Below are 20,007 nucleotides of genomic sequence, written 5' to 3'. Positions count from 1 at the left end.
AAAGAGTTCCAATATATAGAAAGGGCTCTACTTATCATTGGGACTGATGAATGGAGCTGCGCCATCTTCGCTATTTCGTCACCGTGGCCGAGGAGCTTCACTTCGGCCGGGCCGCGCGGCGGCTGGGCATCGTGCAGCCCGCGCTGAGCATGCAGATCAAGTCACTGGAGGAGGAACTGGGCGTGCGGTTGTTGAACCGGACGCGGCGCACGGTCGAGCTCACCGAGGCGGGCAGGCTCTTCCTGGAGGAGGCACGACGGACACAGGAACAGGCCGAGCGGGCGGCCCGGGTGGCGATCCGCGCGGGGAGGGGAGAGCTCGGGCGCCTGGACATCGGGTTCTCGTTCAACGCCGCGCTCTCGGGGGTCCTGGCCCGGGTGCTCAAGGCCTTCCGGCAGCGCGCGCCGGACATCGAGCTCGTGTTCCACGAAATGCACCCGAATGATCAGCTCGCGGCGCTCCTGGAACGGCGCCTCCACGTCGGTTTCATCACGGCCCCCTCGTCCTCCATGCCCGCCGAGCTGATCACGGCGAGGGTAGGGGCCTGGCGGTTGATGGTGGCCCTTCCCGCGGATCACCCGCTGTCCAGACGGGACAGTGTTCCGGTGGAACTGCTGATGAAGGAGTCGTTGATCGACTACTCGAGTGCGAGGGCCGAGCTGGGCATTCCCACCATCGAGGGCATCGCGGGCTTCGTCTCCCGCACGGCCTACCGCGGCACCAACATCATGGCGGGCCTCAATCTGGTGGCCGCGGGATTCGGAGTCACCCTGGTGCCCGAGTCCATCGTGCGGATGAACATCGACATCGACGTCGCCTACCGTCCGCTCACCGGCGTACGCGCGAGGATGGAGACGTCCATCGCCTACCGGCGAGACGAGCAATCTCCGGCCGTGCAACGTTTCGCGGAGGTCGTCCAGGCACTGCCCAAGACCTGAGCCAGCCGGGATGACGCCTTTCACGACACAAAAGCCGGGTGTGCACAAGTCGCCAGCACCCCCGCGAACGTCATTCGGACCACTTCAGCAATCGAAGCTCCTCGCGATTGCGCCTCCTCAGTTCGGCGATTTGCTCTTCCGTGGGTGGGCCATCGAGCAGAAATATTCCACGTTTGGCGAGCGTAAGCTCGGTTTCGAGGACCGCACGAAGCTGCGCGTATAGAATTGGGTCATCAGGAAATCTCTCCCGAGCTTCACGCTCGAGCGCTGGGTCCAGGACGAGCGCCTCGAACTTCTCGGCATCATGCCCGGCCTCGACGCGGATTGATTCTCTCTTGTCGTAAAACCAGTGGGCGGCGCCTTCGGAATTCATTTGTACCTCCGAGACTGTCGCTCGAACGTGGCGACAATTTCGCTAAACATAACTTCGAGAGGAATATTACTCTCAGTGCCGAGTTCCTGCGAGAGGGAACCGACGAATGTCGGGGAAGGGACCGCGCGCTTGAACACGTAGGCGTGTGAGGCCCTGCGAGCGGCAGAGCCACCGAGATGACGTGCTGCTTATATCCATCCACACAACTGGACCGTCCCATGGATGCGGAGGGCATTACCGGCACACGATTCATTGATGTGTGACGTGAGACATTCCTCCGAGGCTCGGCCCGGGAACATGCGTGCCGCGCATGAGGGATGTGCCCCACTCGGGAATCGGCACGTACTATCTTCGGCCGCCCACAAGGGAGGACGGGATGCGCGCGATCAGGCTGAGGAAACCTGGGGGGCTCGAGCGGTTGGTGCTCGGAGAGGCGGAGCTGCCACCAGTTGGCAAAGGTGAAATCAGGGTGCGGCTGCACGCCAGCTCACTCAACTACCACGACTATTTCGTCGTGACGGGCAAGGCCCCGACACCCGACGGCCGCATCCCGATGTCGGATGGTGCCGGCGAGGTGGTCGAGGTGGGGCAGGGCGTCACCGAGTTCGCGCCGGGCGATCGGGTCGTCAGCACCTTCTTCCCGCGCTGGTTGGGCGGTGAGCCGACCCTCGAAAGTTTCTCCTCGGTGCCTGGCGACGCGGACGACGGCTATGCGCGCGAGGAGGTGGTGGCGCCCGCGACCGCCTTCACCCGCGCGCCGGCCGGCTACAGCCACGCCGAGGCCGCGACGCTCACCTGCGCCGGGCTCACCGCATGGCGCTCCCTGTTCGTGGAGGCAACGCTCCTGCCCGGTGAGACCGTGCTCGTCCAGGGCACGGGCGGCGTGTCCATCTTCGCGCTGCAGTTCGCCAAGGCCGCCGGCGCGCGCGTCATCGCCACCTCGTCCTCCGACGAGAAGCTCGAGCGGCTGACCGCACTGGGTGCGGACCGCGTCATCAACTACAAACGAGACGAAGCCTGGGGCGCCACCGCGAGGCGGCTGACCGGCGGGCGCGGAGTCGATCATGTCGTCGAGATCGGCGGCGCCGGCACGCTCACGCAGTCGATCGCGGCCTGCCGCCTGCGGGGCCACATCGGGCTCATCGGCGTGTTGGCGGGCTTCGCCGGCGAGGTGCCAACGGCCGCCATCATGACGGGCAACGTGCGGATCAGCGGACTGACCGTTGGCTCGCGCGAGCAGCAGCTCGCGATGATCCGCGCCATTGAGGCGAACGGCATCAAGCCGGTGATCGACTCGAGCTTCCCGCTCGAGCGCATCGCCGACGCCTTCCGCCACCAGGAGTCGGGCCGCCACTTCGGCAAGATCTGCCTCGAATGGTGAGCCGCGGCCCCAGCCTGCATTCCCGAGCCTCGGGCTACTCCTCGGGAGGTGGATTCACCAGCCCCCGGCGCGAGACCTCCGAGTCGGGCTCCTCGTCACCGCGTGCCTCGCGCTCGGGCACCTGCTCCACGGTCCACTCCTCGCCGCGCTCCACACTCGCCTCCCACGGCGTCTGCTCCTGGGGCCCGGGATTGATGGCCTCGTCGTCCGTGGCGAGTTCGCGACTCACCCGCGCGGCGCCCTCGTCCAGGGCGTCCTCCATCTCGCCCCGGTTGCGCGGCTGGAAGCTCTCCCCGGGTTGCATCATGCCCGCCTGTTGATCGTCCCCGATGTCCCGGGGCGCGTCCTTCCTGTTCTTGCCGGCCATGGCGTTGTCTCCGTCGTGGGCCCTCGTGGGGCTGTCCGTCTCAAGGTCGGCATGCGGGGGCACCGCATCACCTCCCCAGGAGGGGGCGGACGGCTCGCTGGCTCGGCGGCACTCCGCTCGGGGAAGCCACCATGTTGGTGCTCGCGAAGGTGGGTGAACACTCCATGGGGATTCGATGCACCACCCAGAGGGAGTCAGACATGAACCACCGCATCCTTGGACGGACCGGTGTCCGTGTGAGTCCGTTGTGCCTCGGCGCCATGATGTTCGGTCAGTGGGGCAACCCGGACCATGCCGACAGCATCAAGATCATCCACCGGGCTCTCGACGCGGGGATCAACTTCATCGACACCGCGGATATCTACTCGCGGGGCGAGTCCGAGGAGATCGTCGGCAAGGCCCTGGCCGATGGCCGGCGCGACAAGGTGATCCTCGCCACCAAGTTCCATGCGTCCATGGGGGAAGATCCCAACCAGCAGGGCAACTCCCGCCGGTGGATCTTCCAGGAGGTCGAGGCCTCGCTGCGCCGCCTGCGGACGGATTGGATCGATCTCTACCAGGTGCATCGGCCCTCGGCGGACACCGACGTCGAGGAGACGCTTGGGGCGCTGAGCGACCTGGTGACCCAGGGCAAGGTGCGCTACGTGGGCTCCTCCACGTTCCCGGCGTCGCAAATCGTCGAGGCGCAATGGACCGCGCGCGAGCGGCGCCTCACGCGCTTTGTCTGTGAACAACCGCCGTACTCCCTGCTCGTGCGAGGCGTGGAGGCGGACATCCTGCCCACCTGTCAGCGCCACGGGATGGGCGTCATCCCCTGGAGTCCGCTCGCGGGCGGGTGGCTGTCGGGCAAGTGGCGCAAGGGCTCGGCGGCGCCCTCCTCGCCGCGCGCCACTCGCATGCCAGCCCGCTATGATCTGTCGCAGCCCGCCAACCAGCGCAAGCTCGAGGCCGCCGATGCCCTGGGCCAGCTCGCCGACTCCGCGGGCATGTCCCTCGTCCACCTCGCCATCGCCTTCGTCATCCGGCATCCGGCGGTGACCTCGGCCATCATTGGACCTCGTACGATGGAGCAGTTGGAGTCGCAGCTCGGCGCCGCCGAGCTCACGCTGGACAGCGCGGTGCTGGATCGCGTCGATGAGATCGTCACTCCCGGGACGAACATCCATCCGGCTGACGCGGGATGGGACAATCCGGCGCTCGCTCCGGCCGCTCGGCGACGGTGAGGCGGATTCGTGGTAGCGGGCTATCCTGCTGCTACTCCTGCTGCTCCTCATGGCCCGGTCCATCCCATCCGATGTCGAGGCGGTCTCCCGCCTGGAAGCCGTTCCCACGATCCTGCGGGTCGTGACGGAGACGACGGGCCTGCGCTTCTCCCTCGTCGCGCGTGTCACCCAGGACACCTGGACCGCGTGCGCGGTGCACGATGAGCTCGCCTTCGGTTTGAAGGCGGGCGGCACCCTCGACGTCGCGACCACGTTGTGCAGCGAGGTCCGCGACTCCCACACTCCCATCATCATCAGCCACGTCAGCGAGGATCCCCACTACTGCACCCACCACACCCCGAAGATATACGGCCTGGAGAGCTACATCGCGGTGCCCATCTTCCTGAAGAACGGGGAGTACTTCGGCAACCTCTGCGCGTTCGACTCGCGGCCCACCCCGCTCGGGGCGCCCAACATCCTGGCGATGATGAAGCTCTTCTCCGAGCTCATCGCGCTTCAGCTCGACGCCGAGGCACGCCAGGAGGCGACACGCGAACAGCTTCGCAGCGAGAAGGAGGCCGCCGAGCTGCGCGAGCAGTTCATCGCCGTGCTCGGCCACGATCTGCGCAATCCGCTCGCGTCCGTGGTCGTGGGCGCGGGCTCGCTGATGCGTGGTCCGCTCTCCGAGCGGCAGGTCGACGTCGTCCGGCGGATCCGCGAGAGCTGCCGGCGCATGTCACGGCTCGTCGATGACGTCATGGATTTCGCCCGGGCGAGGTTGGGAGGAGGCATCGGCCTCACTCTCTCGCTCGTCGATGATCTGCCGGCCGCGCTCCGGCACATCGTCTCGGAACTGGAGAGCGCGCACCCGGATCGGGTCATCCGGTTCACCGCCGACGAGGACTGCACGGGCGTGCGCTGTGATCGCGAGCGCATCGGACAGCTCCTGTCGAACCTGCTGGCGAACGCGCTCGAGCACGGCGACGCCGGTGAGCCGGTGGACGTCTCGCTGCGACGCGGGGCGGCCGGTGTGGTGCTGTCGGTCACCAACCGCGGCCCGCCCATCCCGGCCGAGATGCTGCCGCTGCTCTTCCGCCCCTACTTCCGGGGGCCGGCGGGCCATCCTCGTACCGGCCTCGGGCTCGGGCTGTACATCGTGTCGGAGATCGCCCGGGCCCATGGCGGAGCGCTCGAGGTGTCCTCGTCGAGAGAAGAGGGAACGGTCTTCACGTTCACCCTGAGCCAGGCCCCGCCCGGGCCCTCCGTGGTGGACGGCCCGGGCGGGAGTGACGTCAGGGGGCGCTGAGTGGTTTAGAAGAGCTGCTGGTAGCGCGCCGCGGAGTTGGGCATGCGGGTGTTGGCGGTGGGGTAGAGCAGCCAGCGGCGGTTGTCCCTGTCCACGTTGAAGAGGACCTCGTAGAGGACCTTGCCGGCGCCGGTGCCACCGTTGACCTTGAAGAAGTTGTACATCTGCTCGATAAAGACGGGGGAGTCACCGTTGTCCGCGTTGCCGGACCACTCGGAGATGGACAGGGGCAGACCCACGCTCTTGGCGAACTCGAGGTGCCTGGCCAGACCCTTGGGAGCGCCGTAGCCGTCGGTCTGCTGGATGGCGTTGTTCCAGTCGGTGACCGTCGCGACGTAGGGGTACTGGTTGTAGTAGTCCACGCCCAGCACATCGACATAGGCGGCGCCGGGGAACGTCTTGCGCCAGTCGATGCCCGAGCTCACGGACTCACGATTGACGTTGAACACCAGCCTGGCGGCCGGGAAGATCTCCTTCTGCAGCGCGCGGTAGCGCTTCCAGGCGGTGATGAAGGACGTCGCGTCGCTCGCCGTGACCTTCCAGGGGTACCAGTTGCCATTCATCTCGTGGGCGAAGCGGATGTAGACCGTGCCCGGACGGCTGCCCCACTTGTTCTTCAGCGTGGTGAGCGACTGGCGCCACCGCGCGTCGTAGGCACCGGAGGCCGCCGCGCTCCAGGACTCGCCCGAGTCGATGGCGCCCACCGCGATGTCCAGGTTGTTCTGCCAGCTGCCGAACTCCGCGCCCGGGTCCAGTTGCCAGAAGTTCGCGGCGGCCGTGTTGTTGTCGGACCACGTGGAGGCGATCTTCACCGGGGTGCCACGCCAGGTGCCGAAGGCGCCCGAGGCCACGCCCACTCCCGAGGCGCCGGAGAGCCAGGGGCCGGAGGTGCCCGGATCGCTCCCCGTGCCGCCGCCAGCGGCCGCCACCGAGAAGGTGAGCCCCGCGCCATCGAGCCAGGTGCTCGTGCTGTCTTCCCAGGTTGGATAGACCTCCCAGGTGCCCAGCGGATCGGTCGAGGAGAGAACGCGCGTGGCCGTGAGGGTCACGCTCTCACCCGGCTGGAGGGTGCGGTTGGTGATGCGCGGCGTCAGATCGTAGAAGGGGCCGTCCGCGTGCGTGCCGCCGGGCGCGCGCGAGGTGAGCACGATGTTCTTCGCGGTGACCGCGGTGGTGCCGCTGTTCTTGTAGGTCACGCTCGCGCTCAGCGTCTGACCGCGCTCCAGCGTGGCATCCACGATGGAGATCGACTTGCTGAGGGTCAGGGCGCCGGCGAGCGTGCCCTCGAGGGTGACGGAGGAGTCGTCCTGGGACGAGTTCTCCTCGAGGGGCCCACCGCAGGCCGCGGAGAGGGCGAGCACCGCGGCGGCGGTCATGAGCCGGGGGAATCGCTGACGAGAGAAGAGAGGGGGCAGGGTGGCCGACAGATTCATGGAGAACTGCTCCATTGGGGTGGGGTTGAAGTCTGCGGCGAACCCCAGGAGCAAACTCCGGACCAAGGCCAAAAACCCGGGAAACGCGAGGGCGCTCCCTCGGGGCGGGCCTGCTTCCACGCGGCCACTGTCCTGAGCGGAGAACAGGACCTGTCCACTCGAGAGGACAGGTCCCCGTTCTCAGCGGAGGATGGAGCGGAAGGTGACTTCCATGAAGTCGTCCAGGGGCTCCCGGTTCTTGACGACCTTCATCCGCAGGACCGCTCCCTGCCAGGCATTCACGAGAAAACGCGCGGTCCGCGCGGGCTCCAGTCCGCTCGCGAGCCGCCCGTCGCGCTGCGCCTCGCGCAAGGCCTTCTCCACGAGCTCGGTCCACTGATCCAGGGCGCGGTCGACCGCCTCGCGAACGAGGGGCGCGCTGTGGGAAAGCTCGTTGCCCAGACTGCCAATCAAACAGCCGCGCTCGAAGTCATGGTGGACCAGGCGCGTCACCAAGAAGTCGACGTGGTCGCGCAAGCGCTGCACGGGATCGCGCGTTTCGTCCTTCAGGATGTCGAGGCCGACACTCTGGCCGTAGCGCTCGATTGCCTCGACCGCCATCGCCTCCTTGGACTTGAAGTGATTGTAGAAGGAGCCCTTGAGCGCGCCCGCCGACTCGACGATCTCCTGAACGCCGCAGGCGTTGTAGCCAAGAAGGTGGAAGCGATCCAAAGCCGCCTCCACGATCTTCTCCCGGATGCTGGGTCTTCCCACGTGTCCGCTCCCTCTGTGCTCGTTTCACTCTAGATAATGGGTGCCGGTCCGAACGGGCAATGCCATTGCCTCCGGACCGCCACCCGGCCTGGCCACTCCCACGATCCCCACGACGCGGGGGTGCTCCGGCCACGGGCCCGGTGCCCTCCCGCGCGACGAAAGAACGCCAATTCGCTTGACCGCTACCCTCACGACTCGTATTTATACGACCGGTCATATTAAGGCGATTCCAAGAGAGGAACGACGCACATGTCCGCAGCCACCTATCGAGCGGTTCAGGCCCTGGGAGGAGGCAAGTTGGAGCTCGTGGAGCGCCCGCTTCCCAAGCCGGGCCCCGAGCAGGTCCTCCTCACGGTCGAGGCCTGCGGTATCTGTCACACCGACGCGCTGACCATCGAGGGCGGCTTTCCGGGCCTCGAGCATCCCCGGGTGCCAGGTCACGAGGTGGTGGGCCGTATCGCCGCGGTGGGCACGCGGGTCGCCGCGCGCTGGAAGGTGGGCCAGCGCGTGGGCGTGGGCTTTCTGTCCGGGCGCTGTGGCGAGTGCGATTCGTGCCGCCGGGGTGACTTCGTCAATTGCTCCAGTCAGCCAATCACCGGCATCCATGTCGACGGAGGTTACGCCGAGGCGATGCTCGCCGATCAGCATGGCCTCATCGCGATTCCCGAGGAGTTCAGCTCGGTCGACGCGGCGCCGCTGCTCTGCGCCGGTGTCACGACCTTCAATGCGTTGCGCAAGTCGCCGGCGCGGCAGGGCGAGCTGGTCGCGATCCAGGGCATTGGTGGACTCGGGCATCTCGGAATCCAGTTCGCCCGGCACATGGGCTATCGCACCGTGGCGATCGCGCGCGGCGCGGGCAAGAAGGCGATGGCGCTGGAACTGGGCGCCCACCACTACATCGACAGCGAGGCGCAAGAGCCGGCGAAGGCCCTTCAGGCGCTCGGAGGCGCGAGCGTCATCGTCGCCACCGCCGCCAATCCGGCGAGCATGGGGCCCCTGCTGGGGGGATTGAAGAGCCAGGGGCGGCTGGTGATCGTCGGCGCGGGCGCGGAGCCGCTGCAGGTCCCCGTCAGCGAGCTGCTGTTCGGCGAGCGTTCCATCTCGGGCAGCAACACCGGGACCCCGGTCGAGACCGAGGACATGCTGAACTTCAGCCTGCCGCGGGACATCCGCGCCCGGATCGAGACCCTGCCACTGGAGCGGGCGGCGGAAGGCTACGCCAAGATGATTCGCAACGAAGCGCGCTTCCGCATGGTGCTGACCACCGGCGTCAAGTGAAGACAGACAAGGTCCGCGATGGCGAATCGCCAGCGGATGAAACACAGCAGTTCAAAGGAGCCGACATCATGAGCCAGAATGGATTGCATTTCACGGACACCCGCTTTGGACGGCTGGCCTATCGCGTCGATGGACAGCGAGGCGGCGTTCCTCTCGTTCTCTTGCAGCGTTTCCGGGGGACGCTCGACGACTGGGACCCGGCGTTTGTCTCCGCGCTCGCTGCCCACCGGCAGGTGATCCGGTTCGACAACGCGGGCATTGGCGGCTCCAGCGGCCAGGTGCCGGACAGCATCGAGGGGATGGCCGAGGTGGCGGCCGCGTTCATCGATGCGCTGGAGCTCACGAAGGTCGATCTGCTCGGCTGGTCGTTGGGAGGGACCGTCGCCCAGCAGGTCGCGCTCGACCGCCCCCAGCTCGTGCGCCGGCTGGTGATCGCGGGCTCCAGTCCGGGCGGGATCACGGATGGCCCGCAGGCGCACCCCCGGGTGCCCGAGGTCATGACCCGGCCCGTCAACAGCGACGAGGACTTCCTGTTCCTGTTCTTCACCGAAACGGATACGGGCCGCGCTGCCGGGAAGGCCTCTCTGGCCCGGCTGGGTGCCCTCCATGACAGGGTGCCCGACGTCACGAAGGAGTCCTTCCTGCGTCAGGTCAAGGCACTGACTCAGTGGAAGGGGACGCGCGCGCGCCTCGGGGAACTCAAGCTGCCGGTCCTGGTGGCCAATGGCACCTCCGATGTCATGCTCCCCGCCTATCGCTCCTACGTCATCTCCCAGGAAGCACCCAACGCGAAGCTGATTCTCTACCCCGACGCTGGACATGGGTTCCTCTTCCAGGAGATCGAGGACTTCGCCGGCCAGGTCACCCGGTTCCTGGAGTGACCGCTTGGGACCAGGCCTGGACCTGAGCGATGGTGGCCGGGACGATCGACCGTTCCGAGCCCTCCATGAGCGTCCCGCCCATCGCCCCCCCGCAGCCACCCACCACGAAACAACGTTTCTTTGATCTGAGTATCGACGTTGATGCGTGGGCTCGCTGGTATTTGACCACGCCGACCACTGCCGATGGCGAGCAAGTGGATGATGTCTGGGCGTTCACCAGCGGGGAGCGGATAGATTCGCCCGGTAGGGCGATACCGTGCCGTTTCCGGACTGCGCATCGACAAGTCGCGGGTGGGTGATGCTCGAGTGTTTCGGCTATGGAGGTGGCACTCCGCCCTTATCGTGGATGGAGAGATCAAGGAGGAGCTGGAGCGAACCGGCATCTCTGGCGGGCGGTTCATGAGGTCTGAATCGTCCACTGCCGCGTCCCCCTTGCTGGCTCGCTCCCGGTGTTTCCCTCCGGTGGGCCCCTGAGCGTCTGGCCCGGGAGTATCCGGGTCAGGGCTGAACAGAGCGTGGCTCCGGAGTCTTTTCCTTGACTGGCATGTAGCACTTCCCTTGGTACTCGGCCGTGCTGGGAGGGCAGGGAGGAAGCTGCGCGTGCTGAACCCAGCACCCGCCTCGGATCTCCGTCTCTGTCACTGGGATACAGGGAGGCTTTTGCTGCCCTTTGAAAGGAGCAATTGGCATGGGGTACGCGATGACGGGGAAGGCGTTATCCCGCGCATCAATGAAAGCTAGAGGTTCTTCCATTGCCACCCGCGTCCTTGAACCAGGTTCGTGATGCATCTGCGATTCCTGGAGAGGGTGTGTCCAGAGGAAGAGCAGCGTTCCGGCCGCCAGGGCCAGTCCCACCCCCGCGAGTCCCCAGTGCGCCGCCACCCGGCGGCGACGCGGAAGGGGCGTGGACTTGTGGCTGAGGTGGGCCTGCGCCGCCTTTCGGTCCTCGATGCTCGCCGAGGCTCCCGCGAGTCGGATGAACATCAAGGTCAGTTCGTGGAGGGCCGAGTCCTCCACCTCAGAATCGTTCTGGACTTCTATGACGTGCGCAGACGGATGCGCGTAGCTCGTGGCCCGGATGCTCCAGGCAAAGCGCGCGCCCCACGCCTCGTTCTCCGTTGGAAGCAGCACGAACGCGGGCGCGCCCGTCTCGATGTGGTGGGCCTCGTAGATGCGCCCGATCTCCGCCGGGATGTCTCGGTAGCAGTTGCCGACTTGATAGGGCCCGATCCGGCCGCCCTTCCATTCAGAAGTATCTCTCATTGTGCTCCTCATCTTTCGGGTCCTCCTACCTGAAATGTCGCGTGACTGTACAGACGTAAGGAGTCGTGGGCGCAGATTCTCTGCACCGCGTAACCCGATCGGCACTGTCTCAACGTTGGGACGCTGCGTCGCAGCCCATCGCTGCAACTCCACGCCCTTATCCTCGGGTTCCTGGTGGCTGTGGTGTACCTGGAACCACTGCGCCCGCAGTCACGTTCCGAGGAAGGTGCGCTAGGTCACCTGCCCTGACCCGGTGGGTTCATTTTTGAAACGAGCTCTAACTTCAAGCAGTTGGCCAAAGAAATGGCACTGCGTGGGGGAGCGGGGTGGGGTCGAGACGGAGAGGAGACGTGGGTGAAGGAGGTCAATCCAGGAGAGAGCCTCCTTGAGCGAGGAGAAGGGCTTGTCGGGGAAGGAGGGGCGGTACTTGGGAGTACGGAAGAGGGCTTCGAAAAGGGGTTGTCGTCGGAGAGGCGTAGCCGACTGAAAGAGGGACCGATGTCCAGCCACCGCTGGGTGGCCACAGGGTGACGCCCTTCGGAGGCACCGCGGACCGTCTGGCCCGGGCCTCCGCGCTGCTCGCCCGGACTGGCAGTTGTGTCTGGAGGGTGTAAAGCCTCGTTCATGTCCCGGGGTAGTGCTCGTGCAGATGATTCTAGGGTGCCTTGACGCGTTGCGTCGGACTCCTCCTTGAGGGCCAAAGAAGGACGATGTAGGATGCGACTTTGGGTTAGGATACCTTGGTCACCACTCTCTTCAGATTTCCACCCTCGGGACCCTTACAAATGGCGTCGATACGCTTGCTTCACCTTAGTGACTTCCACCAAGGACTGAAAGGGCAAAAAGTCATTTGGCCCGAGGTGAAAGATGCGTTTCGGCAAGACTTGGGACGACTACTCCAGAAAATCGGTCCTTTGGATCTCGTGGTCTTCACCGGAGATATGACCCAGAGCGGAACCCAGGAGGAGTTCGAACAGTTTGAGCGCATGCTGCAGGAGCTTTGGAGTTGGTTTAAGGAGCATGGATGCAATCCTGGTTTTCTGGTTGTCCCTGGAAATCACGATCTCGTTCGCCCCAAGTCGACATCTGCGGTTGTTAAGGCACTGACCCTTTGGAATCATGATTCCGAGATTCGGGAAACATTCTGGAACGAGCCGAAAGGAGAGTACCGTCAAGCAGTCGAGAAGGCGTTCAAGCCCTTTAGTGCATGGGCGAGACATCGTGCACAGAACTCCCCACTTATCTTGAGGCCGGGGCTACTGCCGGGCGACTTTTCGGTCAGTTTCGAAAAAAATGGGCTTCGCTTAGGTGTAGTTGGTCTGAATTCAGCATTCCTGCAACTTAGTGGGAGGGATTTTGAAGGCGACCTGGACATAGATCTTAGGCAATTCAACGCTGTCTGTGGTGGTGATCCGCCAGAGTGGCTACGACAACATGATGTATCTCTCTTGTTGACCCACCATCCGGCATCCTGGCTTAGCCAGGAATCTCAACAAAGGTTTCGAGCTAACATCGACCGGCCTGGCTTTTTCCTAGCTCATCTGCACGGCCACATGCACGAGCCAGTCGCCTCTTTTTCAAGAGAGGGTGGTGCGTTGCCTCGAAGAAGACTTTGTGGAGTCTCGCTTTTCGGTTTGGAGTATTGGGAGCGTGCCCAAAGCCGCGCGGGTCGAAGGGTCCACGGCTATTGCGCTATCGAACTCAAGGTGGATTCAGGACGTGGTGCGTTGACCCTATGGCCCCGAAGCATGGAATTCAACGAACAGGCGCAGTATCGGCGCATAATCCCTGATAGTCGTCGGTACGATCTCGATGCAAATGAAGCAACGACAGAAGATTTTCAAGTAGCCGAGAGGCACTGAGCCTTGGCCTTTATAAACTGCCTCCATCTGACTGATTTGCGCCTGGGAAACCCGGCACAATGCTCATTTGCCCCGCATCATCACTCAATTTTTTATGCGGACATTGAGGCGCTTCATAGAAAGGCTGGTCCCTTCGACTTGGTTCTGATTAGCGGCAATCTGACCGACTCAGGAACCGAGAAGCAGTTCGAACTCGTTACGAAATTCGTAGAGGCATTGTGGGCGCGGTTGGAGAAGTTGGGATCAAAACCCAAATTGCTAACCGTCCCCGGAGAACGAGACCTTTTGTTGCCGCGTGATGACGATTCAGGCGTGCTCGCTTTAACAAGCTGGCATCAGAGTAGCCGTGTGCGCGAGGCTTTTTGGAAATCAAAAAGCCCCTTACGGAAGAAGGTTGCCAACGCTTTCGCTCCCTATACTCGGTGGCTGGAAAAATGCAAGCAAGCATCAACCATTTCCAGATCCACCGGGCTCATCCCCGGAGATTTCTCAGCCACAGTGGAAGCAAATGGGCTGAAATTGGGAGTGATAAGCCTCAACTCAGGTTTCCTGGGTGTTGCCCAGCACAAAGAGTTAGAATTAGACGTACTGCAACTCAATGAGGTCTGCAGCAATGATCCTCCGGGTTGGCTAGAGAAGCGGGATCTCAATCTGCTGATTACTCCTCACTCATGCGCCAGACTTCACTCGCGATCAAGCAGCCATTTCCATGAATTCATCTATCCGCCTGGCCGGTTCGTTCTCTATTTATTCGGGGACGCGAAAGAAAAACCCAGGTTTGAAGAAGTTGGTGGCGCGGAGATGCGGCGATATGTCCCAGGGCTTTCGCTATTCGGATGTCAGCCAATTGATGGAGTATGTCACTTCGGATATGAGGCACTCCGTATAGAACTTGACCAAGGTGTTTGTAACCTGCAGATCTGGCCGCGGTTAGCCCAGCAGAACGAGGTCGCTCAATATACTCGTTTTGTTCCAAACAATATCACTTGGCGGCTTAACGAAGAACGTTGGAGTGAATCATTTACTCTGTCCCGTCGGAACATTACTCACATTCAGCCCGCTCTGGTTCCACCATTGGTGCTCCGGCAAGTGATTGAAGAATTGGAGCATATAAAAGATCCAGCTCCGCTCAAGAAGGCCTTACAGGAATTGGACGCGCAACTACCTACAGATCAGCACCTGACCGACCTTGCCCAAGCACTTGCTCATCATTTACTAACTCCTCCAGCATTCACATCAGAGAGCATGAAGAGCATGGCCCAAGCGATAAGATGGCTGGGCCCTCATCTTGGAAGAGAGCGAGCAATACGACTCTTAGAGCTTATTACACCGTTCCGATGGGTCCATCCCGATGCCTCGCAAAAATTAGTGGACGTGACCCAAAGATCTCCTTTGGAGCGCGTGGCAGGAATCAATGGAGAGAAATTGGATTTCACCGGAAGATATTACGTATGCAGGGCCCAATTTGAGGAAGAGAAACTCCCGTGGATACGGGTCTCTCTCTCGAAGCTCACTGAATACTCATTCGAAGAAATCAAGAGCCAGATCTATGAGTGTCTCAAGCGAGCATTATGGAATTGTGATTCAGATGAAGCCGTTGATGCACTGCTGGAGGGGCTGGAAGATGGCATGGAGTTGCCGGTCGTGATTCAGCTTTTGGCACCGCCTACGCTCTCGTCCAGTGTGGTCCAAAGACTCAAGGAGCACTTCAGAACAATCACCCTTCTTTTGTTTACTGGGCAGGCGAATCCACCTGGCTCTATTGAAGTGATTGTTCCTCGGCTGCAGTTAGAACAGGAAAAAAGGGCGTTTATTTTGTATTCAGCCACTATGTCGGCGGCAATGGGGATCTACATTCCATGATGGATAATTATAAAATGCAATATAAAAAGATATTTGATCCCGAGAAGCCGTACGAACCCGTCTCTACCCTTGAGATGCGGAACCATTCGGTAGATCGTCGGGACGGGATTCTCTATGAGTATACCGAGTCTATCGTACTCGCAGTAAACGTAGCATTGGCAACTGGTCGCCCCTTGCTGCTTAGAGGTCCCTCTGGTTCAGGTAAATCTTCGCTCGCTCCATGGGTGGCTAGAATTATGGGCTGGCGTTACTACGAGGACGTTATCTCCTCTCGAACGCAGGCGAAAGATTTGCTCTGGCATTTTGATTCCCTGCGCCGACTTAATGACGCTCAGGCTATGCATCAGCTTCAAAATGATATCCACTATATCGAGCCTAGTGTTCTGTGGTGGGCATTTGACAGAGAGAGCGCGGAACGGCGTGGCGCAGGCAAAGGAATTGATGTGACACCTGTGCAGGAGCCAAATCGAGAAATAAATGAGCTGCGTCGACGCTTGGGAGTGGATGATCGGGCAGTAGTTCTGCTTGATGAGATTGATAAGGCTGAGCCGGACGTCCCCAATGATTTGTTGGTTCCGCTGGGCTCTCTCCAGTTCTCAGCAGGGAAGGCGGGGATGATCCAGGCTAAACAACCACCCTTTGTGGTCATGACTTCCAATGACGAGAGGGAATTGCCAGTTGCCTTTTTGCGCAGGTGTGTTGTACTGGAACTGCCGACGCCAAGCAGTCAGAGGCTAATTCGAATTGCCACCATTCATTTTGGCGCTGAGCATAAGAGGTTATATGAGCAGCTCGCCACCAAGATTGATCAATTGAGAGATGCTGCGATTGCACAGGGCCGACGCCCACCAAGCGCACCTGAATTTCTTGACGCGGTGAGGGCCTGCCTGCAACTAAGGAGTGATGCAGCCCAACCCGACGATCAATTCTGGGAGCAAATACTTCAGGTCACTCTTATCAAGCGCTCGTGGTAATTGAGACCGCCCATGGGAGATATCCTCCTCTCAGATCTGCTTCTTGCACTGATGAAACTCCAGCCTGCAGACTTGGGTACTTCGCAGCAAATTGCGGGATTTCTAGGCCTAGGCTGGATCGACACAATAAATCACCAAAATGAGAATGTAAAAGAGGTGGAGGGCATCCATCGACGCGACTCGAACGTATCTCGGGATGCAAGTGCCATTCAATTGGAGTCACTGCCTGTGTTATCGACGGATTCAGCGCCCGACAACGCTGACTGGGCAGAAACAACGATTGAGGCGCTGAAACAAAGGTCACTGCCTCCCCCGTATTGGTTTAATTCTGTTCAGGCTATGCCCGCGCCTTCTCCAACGAGGGGATCCACAACGCTTGAGCCTCTGTTTGAACCAGCCTTGACTCGGAATTTGCTTACAGCAGCACTTCAAACAGAGAGAAATGCTGAACTCATTGATCTTGAGAAGATTATTGTGCAACTCTCTCGTGGCGAACCGCTGTACAATCTTCCGGTGGAACGGTTGCCCACGCTCAGCAAAGGCGTCCAAGTCCTCGTGGACAAGAGCGAAGCGATGCTTCCCTTCTCACGCGACCAGAAGGAGTTGCTCGTTCAGTTGCGTAGAGTGATTGGTTTTGAGAGAGTTCAAGTTGATGTTTTTAATGGTCTTCCCGAGCACGTATTGACTCGTAGTGGAAGCAGGCTCGTTTCGCCACTTCCTGGAACTCCGGTCCTGCTACTAACCGATTTAAGAGTTGGCGGATCAGCATACTCTAAAGCTAATGCTAGAGTTGAGGATTGGTTGGTGTTTGCCCGTCGTCTGGCGCAAAGGGGTTGTCCGGTGGTGGCGTTTGTTCCTTATCCGCCATCGCGTTGGCCTACGCCACTGCGTCATGTGATACGTATTGTTCAATGGGATAGACGTACTACCGTGGCGCAAGTTCGAGCTCGCATGCGGTGTGCGAGGGAGGGGTGATGAACCACAGCGAGTTCGAACCGAAGCCGGAGGTTATCGTCCAAAGCTTCCGTCAATTGAGGCCAGGGGCTGTTCGTCTCGCGCAGTGCGCGTCCCTTGCTGCTCGAGTTGAACCCGAACTCCTGCGAAGATTGCGGATTGAGATTATACCTGAAGTGGACGCGTCTGCCGAAGCAGATCTTTGGTTTAGCCCTCTTGTCCAAATTGGAAGTCCAGTTGGATTGGTCTTGGTTCCGGAGATCGCCCAGCATCTTCGTTATGAGTTGCTGGGTGAGCCTGTGTTGATCGATAGGGTGAGGGCCGTCCTGCTGCGCGAACATCAGAATGCTCCCAGAGCAATTCAGATTGAGGAACGTTTGCTCTATCTCTCGCTTCTCCCTGCATCGCCGGAGATTGATAAGGAGGTAGAGCGACTCTTAGCCGAGATCATCCATGCATGTCGGACTCCCGGGCGAGAGGGGGTGGCTGGCTGGGCAGAGCAAGCGTTAGCGCAATTGCCACCCCGACTACAGGAACTCGAAGCTGCTCAATTCCTCGTAGTTGTCGTACGGATGCTTACTACCGGCCGTTTACATCTGCCGAAGCCAATGGGGAAGCACCACATTCCCTCATGGTTGCCCTGGGCGCTACCAAGCGACTTGACAAGGGTTTCTGTCGGATTGCGACTGGGCAGACAGTCGTTGGAGGTGGGTGGTCCTGAGATTGCTGGGGCGCATTGTCTTGATTTGCCTGAAACGCGCCCGCTTGTTCTGGAGGTGCGTGCGAGTGATTGTTATGTGATTACCTTTGAAAAGGGGGAGCAAAGGGCAATCCCATTTGTAGAGGATCAAGCTGAGCTTAGGACGGTGCTGGGTGAACGATTTCTATTGAAGCGTCGCCAAGGTCGTGTGATTCAAGAGCCTGGATTCAACTCTATCGCACAGGAGCACCAACCTGTTCGGCGTGACGTCCGTCTTTCCGAAATATCCACTCCAAGGAACGAGAATGAAGGGGCGCATGAGCAGCTCCGCATTACGTCTCGGCAGGAGGATCTGACAAACGACAAACTTGAGGAACGCAATCGCGAGCATGCAACCTCGTCGACTTCGGATCAACATCCGCCAAGCGACTCTCACCTGAGGCTGGGTCTTCTCTGGAATGACGCCCGCTTCGGGCCCATAACTGTTCCCGATGAGGATTCTGAGTTAATCGAACTCCTCGCATGGGCCCTGTCAGCCGTCACAAATGAGCTGAATGCCGGGTACCATTTCGAAGCAAGACTGGTGGGAGAGACTATCTACGTTGATATATCTCCAGGAGGAGCGGGGATTTATGTAGTCATGTGTAATGGTTCAACCCAAGGTGGAATCCTTACGCGGCAACTCGAACAAGCGAGGAATGAGTCGAAGGGGCGCATCCCCGTTGTTGTTCGCACCATGGATTTCCCGAGCAATCCCAAGACGACTTCTGCCATGGCACTCGGTAAGCTTCTTCGTGAAGGAGGGCGTCGTGCAGTGCTCAGCGATAATGACTGTCGCACAATGATTGCTCTGCGCGCATTTGGCAAAAGATACGAACACCGTGCTGACTTCGCCGCATGGCTGAATTCGGAACGACCGCTCACTCATATCAAGGCGTTACGCGAGATCCTCAACTTGGAACATCTCCGACCCATGGCTCGCTCGGAGTCTGTTTCTGCTCAGCCCCGCACCACCCAGCTAGAGTTCAAACCTAGCGCTAATGCTAAAGCTCCACCATCTCTGCGTTCGGTTCCAATTCCTACGATGCCCTATCGGAAGTTTGAGCCACTCCGCATCGGCGAGATGAGCAGCTTGCTGCGCGAACCGGTGCTATTCAACCCTGACGAATTGGCCCGGCATGCCATATTCCTCGGTAGCACAGGCAGCGGTAAGACGACGCTCTCGCTCAACGTCATCGAGCAGCTTGCCTTGCAGGGAGTGCCCGCCATCCTTGTAGATCTCAAGGGAGACCTCGCGGGTTACGCCTCCGAGGCTTTTTGGACAAGCGCCCTCACTGACCCACTCAGGGCAGCGCGACAGGCGGCGCTGCGCGAGCGACTCGACGTGGCGCTCTTCACCCCAGGCCATCCCGGTGGCCGCCCACTCGCCATCCCAATCGTCCCGGATGGACTCGATGCCCTGCCGGACTTCGACCGGCAGCAGGCCACGCGCCACGCCGCCGAGGCGCTCGCGGGCATGCTGGACTACCGCCAGAGCCCCAAGGACAAGTCATGCCGCACGCTGCTCGCCCAGGCCATCGATCAGTACGTCCAACTCACACGCGAGAGCGTCTCCCTGGACAGGCTCGTGAAGTTCATCGGGGACAAGGATCCGCGCCTGGTCAACGCCGTGGGACGTCTGGACGTGAAGCTCTTCGACAAGCTCGCCGATGACCTGGACCGGCTGCGGCTCGACGCCAAGATGTTGCTCGACAGCGGGGCAGAGAAGCTCGACATGGATCTGCTGCTCGGCCGGGGTGCCCACGCCATACCGGGGCGCACGCGCCTGAGCATCATCAGCACCAAGTTCCTTGGGGACAACAATAACGTGATCTTCTGGGTGTCCCAGTTGCTCATCGAGGTGACGCGCTGGCTCGGCCGCAACCCCTCCCCGACGCTGCAGGCGGCAATCCTCTTCGATGAGGCGGACCTGTACTTGCCCGCCATGCGCCAGCCATCCACTAAGCAGCCAATGGAGAACTTGCTCAAACGCGCGCGCTCGGCGGGGCTGGGGCTGATGCTCGCCACGCAGAATCCGGGAGACTTTGACTACAAGTACCGCGACAACATCCGCACTTGGTTCATTGGTCGCGTGAAGGAGAAAGTAGCGCTGGACAAGATGAAGCCCATGCTCAGTGCGGCTCGGGTGGATCCCGCAAAGATTCCCGGACAGGTCGCCGGTGAGTTTCATGTGGTCCGGGATAACCAAGTGGAACACTTCAATGCTGAGCCCTCTATTTTGAACATTGAGCAGTTCTCTGATGAGCAGATTCTGCAGATCGCTTCATCCCGTCCGATATGATGACAATGTGAATTGTCATGTGAAATTTGGTATTTGTGTGGTTGGTGATGTTGTTTATGATTTTCTTTGTGTGGATTGCGTTGGTTCTGAGTTGGGCTCGATTTTGCATCTGAGCAGGATATGGAACGCCTGCGTAAG

16 protein-coding genes are annotated in these 20,007 nt (G+C 61.1%); 11 read left to right on the top strand and 5 right to left on the bottom strand.

Annotated features, from left to right (window positions below):
• The first annotated feature begins 50 nt into the window (after positions 1 to 50).
• Complete coding sequence (locus F0U63_RS25695; protein ID WP_395833369.1) at positions 51 to 938, top strand: LysR substrate-binding domain-containing protein; 888 nt, start codon at positions 51 to 53, stop codon at positions 936 to 938.
• A gap of 70 nt (positions 939 to 1,008) precedes the next feature.
• Here F0U63_RS25695 and F0U63_RS25690 read toward each other — a convergent pair whose 3' ends face one another.
• A complete protein-coding gene (locus F0U63_RS25690) occupies positions 1,009 to 1,311 on the bottom strand; it encodes a hypothetical protein (RefSeq protein ID WP_395833367.1) in 303 nt (100 codons plus the stop codon).
• A gap of 376 nt (positions 1,312 to 1,687) precedes the next feature.
• Between F0U63_RS25690 and F0U63_RS25685 the strand changes: the two genes are divergently transcribed.
• On the top strand, positions 1,688 to 2,692 hold the full coding sequence (locus tag F0U63_RS25685; RefSeq protein ID WP_395833365.1) for an NAD(P)-dependent alcohol dehydrogenase: 1,005 nt from the start codon (positions 1,688 to 1,690) through the stop codon (positions 2,690 to 2,692).
• Between the two features lie 34 nt (positions 2,693 to 2,726).
• Here F0U63_RS25685 and F0U63_RS25680 read toward each other — a convergent pair whose 3' ends face one another.
• A complete protein-coding gene (locus F0U63_RS25680; protein ID WP_395833363.1) occupies positions 2,727 to 3,059 on the bottom strand; it encodes a hypothetical protein in 333 nt (110 codons plus the stop codon).
• 200 nt (positions 3,060 to 3,259) lie between these two features.
• Between F0U63_RS25680 and F0U63_RS25675 the strand changes: the two genes are divergently transcribed.
• Both F0U63_RS25675 and F0U63_RS25670 read left to right on the top strand, forming a co-directional pair.
• Entirely contained in the window at positions 3,260 to 4,282 is a 1,023-nt protein-coding gene (locus F0U63_RS25675) for an aldo/keto reductase (RefSeq protein ID WP_395833361.1), read from the top strand.
• 49 nt (positions 4,283 to 4,331) lie between these two features.
• Complete coding sequence (locus F0U63_RS25670; protein WP_395833359.1) at positions 4,332 to 5,567, top strand: ATP-binding protein; 1,236 nt, start codon at positions 4,332 to 4,334, stop codon at positions 5,565 to 5,567.
• 5 nt (positions 5,568 to 5,572) lie between these two features.
• Here the strand turns inward: F0U63_RS25670 and F0U63_RS25665 are convergent, their stop codons facing one another.
• Together F0U63_RS25665 and F0U63_RS25660 are read right to left on the bottom strand one after the other, a co-directional pair.
• The gene (locus F0U63_RS25665; RefSeq protein ID WP_395833357.1) at positions 5,573 to 7,000 is read right to left on the bottom strand and encodes a glycosyl hydrolase; all 1,428 of its coding nucleotides are present in this window, start codon (positions 6,998 to 7,000) and stop codon (positions 5,573 to 5,575) included.
• 180 nt (positions 7,001 to 7,180) lie between these two features.
• Positions 7,181 to 7,753: a TetR family transcriptional regulator C-terminal domain-containing protein gene (locus F0U63_RS25660; protein WP_395833355.1), complete on the bottom strand. Its 573-nt coding sequence runs from the start codon at positions 7,751 to 7,753 to the stop codon at positions 7,181 to 7,183.
• Between the two features lie 249 nt (positions 7,754 to 8,002).
• Here F0U63_RS25660 and F0U63_RS25655 point away from each other — a divergent pair, with 249 nt between their 5' ends.
• Positions 8,003 to 9,031 carry an alcohol dehydrogenase catalytic domain-containing protein gene (locus F0U63_RS25655; RefSeq protein ID WP_395833353.1) on the top strand — a complete coding sequence of 343 codons (1,029 nt, stop codon included), beginning with the start codon at positions 8,003 to 8,005 and terminating at the stop codon, positions 9,029 to 9,031.
• A 68-nt stretch (positions 9,032 to 9,099) separates the two neighbouring features.
• Positions 9,100 to 9,912 carry an alpha/beta fold hydrolase gene (locus tag F0U63_RS25650; protein WP_395833351.1) on the top strand — a complete coding sequence of 271 codons (813 nt, stop codon included), beginning with the start codon at positions 9,100 to 9,102 and terminating at the stop codon, positions 9,910 to 9,912.
• Positions 9,913 to 10,410: 498 nt separating this feature from the next.
• Here the strand turns inward: F0U63_RS25650 and F0U63_RS25645 are convergent, their stop codons facing one another.
• A complete protein-coding gene (locus F0U63_RS25645; protein WP_395833349.1) occupies positions 10,411 to 11,175 on the bottom strand; it encodes a hypothetical protein in 765 nt (254 codons plus the stop codon).
• 785 nt (positions 11,176 to 11,960) lie between these two features.
• On the opposite strand from F0U63_RS25645, the gene F0U63_RS25640 reads away from it, so the two are divergent.
• From F0U63_RS25640 to F0U63_RS25620, 5 genes are read left to right on the top strand one after another with little or no spacing between them, the layout of a single operon-like run.
• Positions 11,961 to 13,037, top strand: a complete 1,077-nt coding sequence (locus F0U63_RS25640) for a metallophosphoesterase family protein (protein WP_395833347.1) — start codon at positions 11,961 to 11,963, stop codon at positions 13,035 to 13,037.
• 3 nt (positions 13,038 to 13,040) lie between these two features.
• Entirely contained in the window at positions 13,041 to 14,900 is a 1,860-nt protein-coding gene (locus F0U63_RS25635; RefSeq protein WP_395833345.1) for a hypothetical protein, read from the top strand.
• Positions 14,897 to 15,874, top strand: coding sequence for an AAA family ATPase (locus F0U63_RS25630; protein WP_395833343.1), 978 nt, complete (start codon positions 14,897 to 14,899; stop codon positions 15,872 to 15,874). Before F0U63_RS25635 ends, F0U63_RS25630 begins: the two co-directional genes overlap by 4 nt.
• 12 nt (positions 15,875 to 15,886) lie before the next feature.
• Positions 15,887 to 16,849: a hypothetical protein gene (locus F0U63_RS25625; protein ID WP_395833341.1), complete on the top strand. Its 963-nt coding sequence runs from the start codon at positions 15,887 to 15,889 to the stop codon at positions 16,847 to 16,849.
• Positions 16,849 to 19,869 (top strand): ATP-binding protein, encoded by a 3,021-nt coding sequence (locus F0U63_RS25620; protein ID WP_395833339.1) that lies wholly within the window; start codon positions 16,849 to 16,851, stop codon positions 19,867 to 19,869. Before F0U63_RS25625 ends, F0U63_RS25620 begins: the two co-directional genes overlap by 1 nt.
• The last annotated feature ends 138 nt before the right edge of the window (positions 19,870 to 20,007 follow it).

It is taken from the genome of Cystobacter fuscus (assembly GCF_044360685.1).
Taxonomy (GTDB): domain Bacteria; phylum Myxococcota; class Myxococcia; order Myxococcales; family Myxococcaceae; genus Cystobacter; species Cystobacter fuscus_C.
Note: the sequence above shows the minus strand (reverse complement) of the source record. Positions and strands in the feature narration are given on the sequence as shown.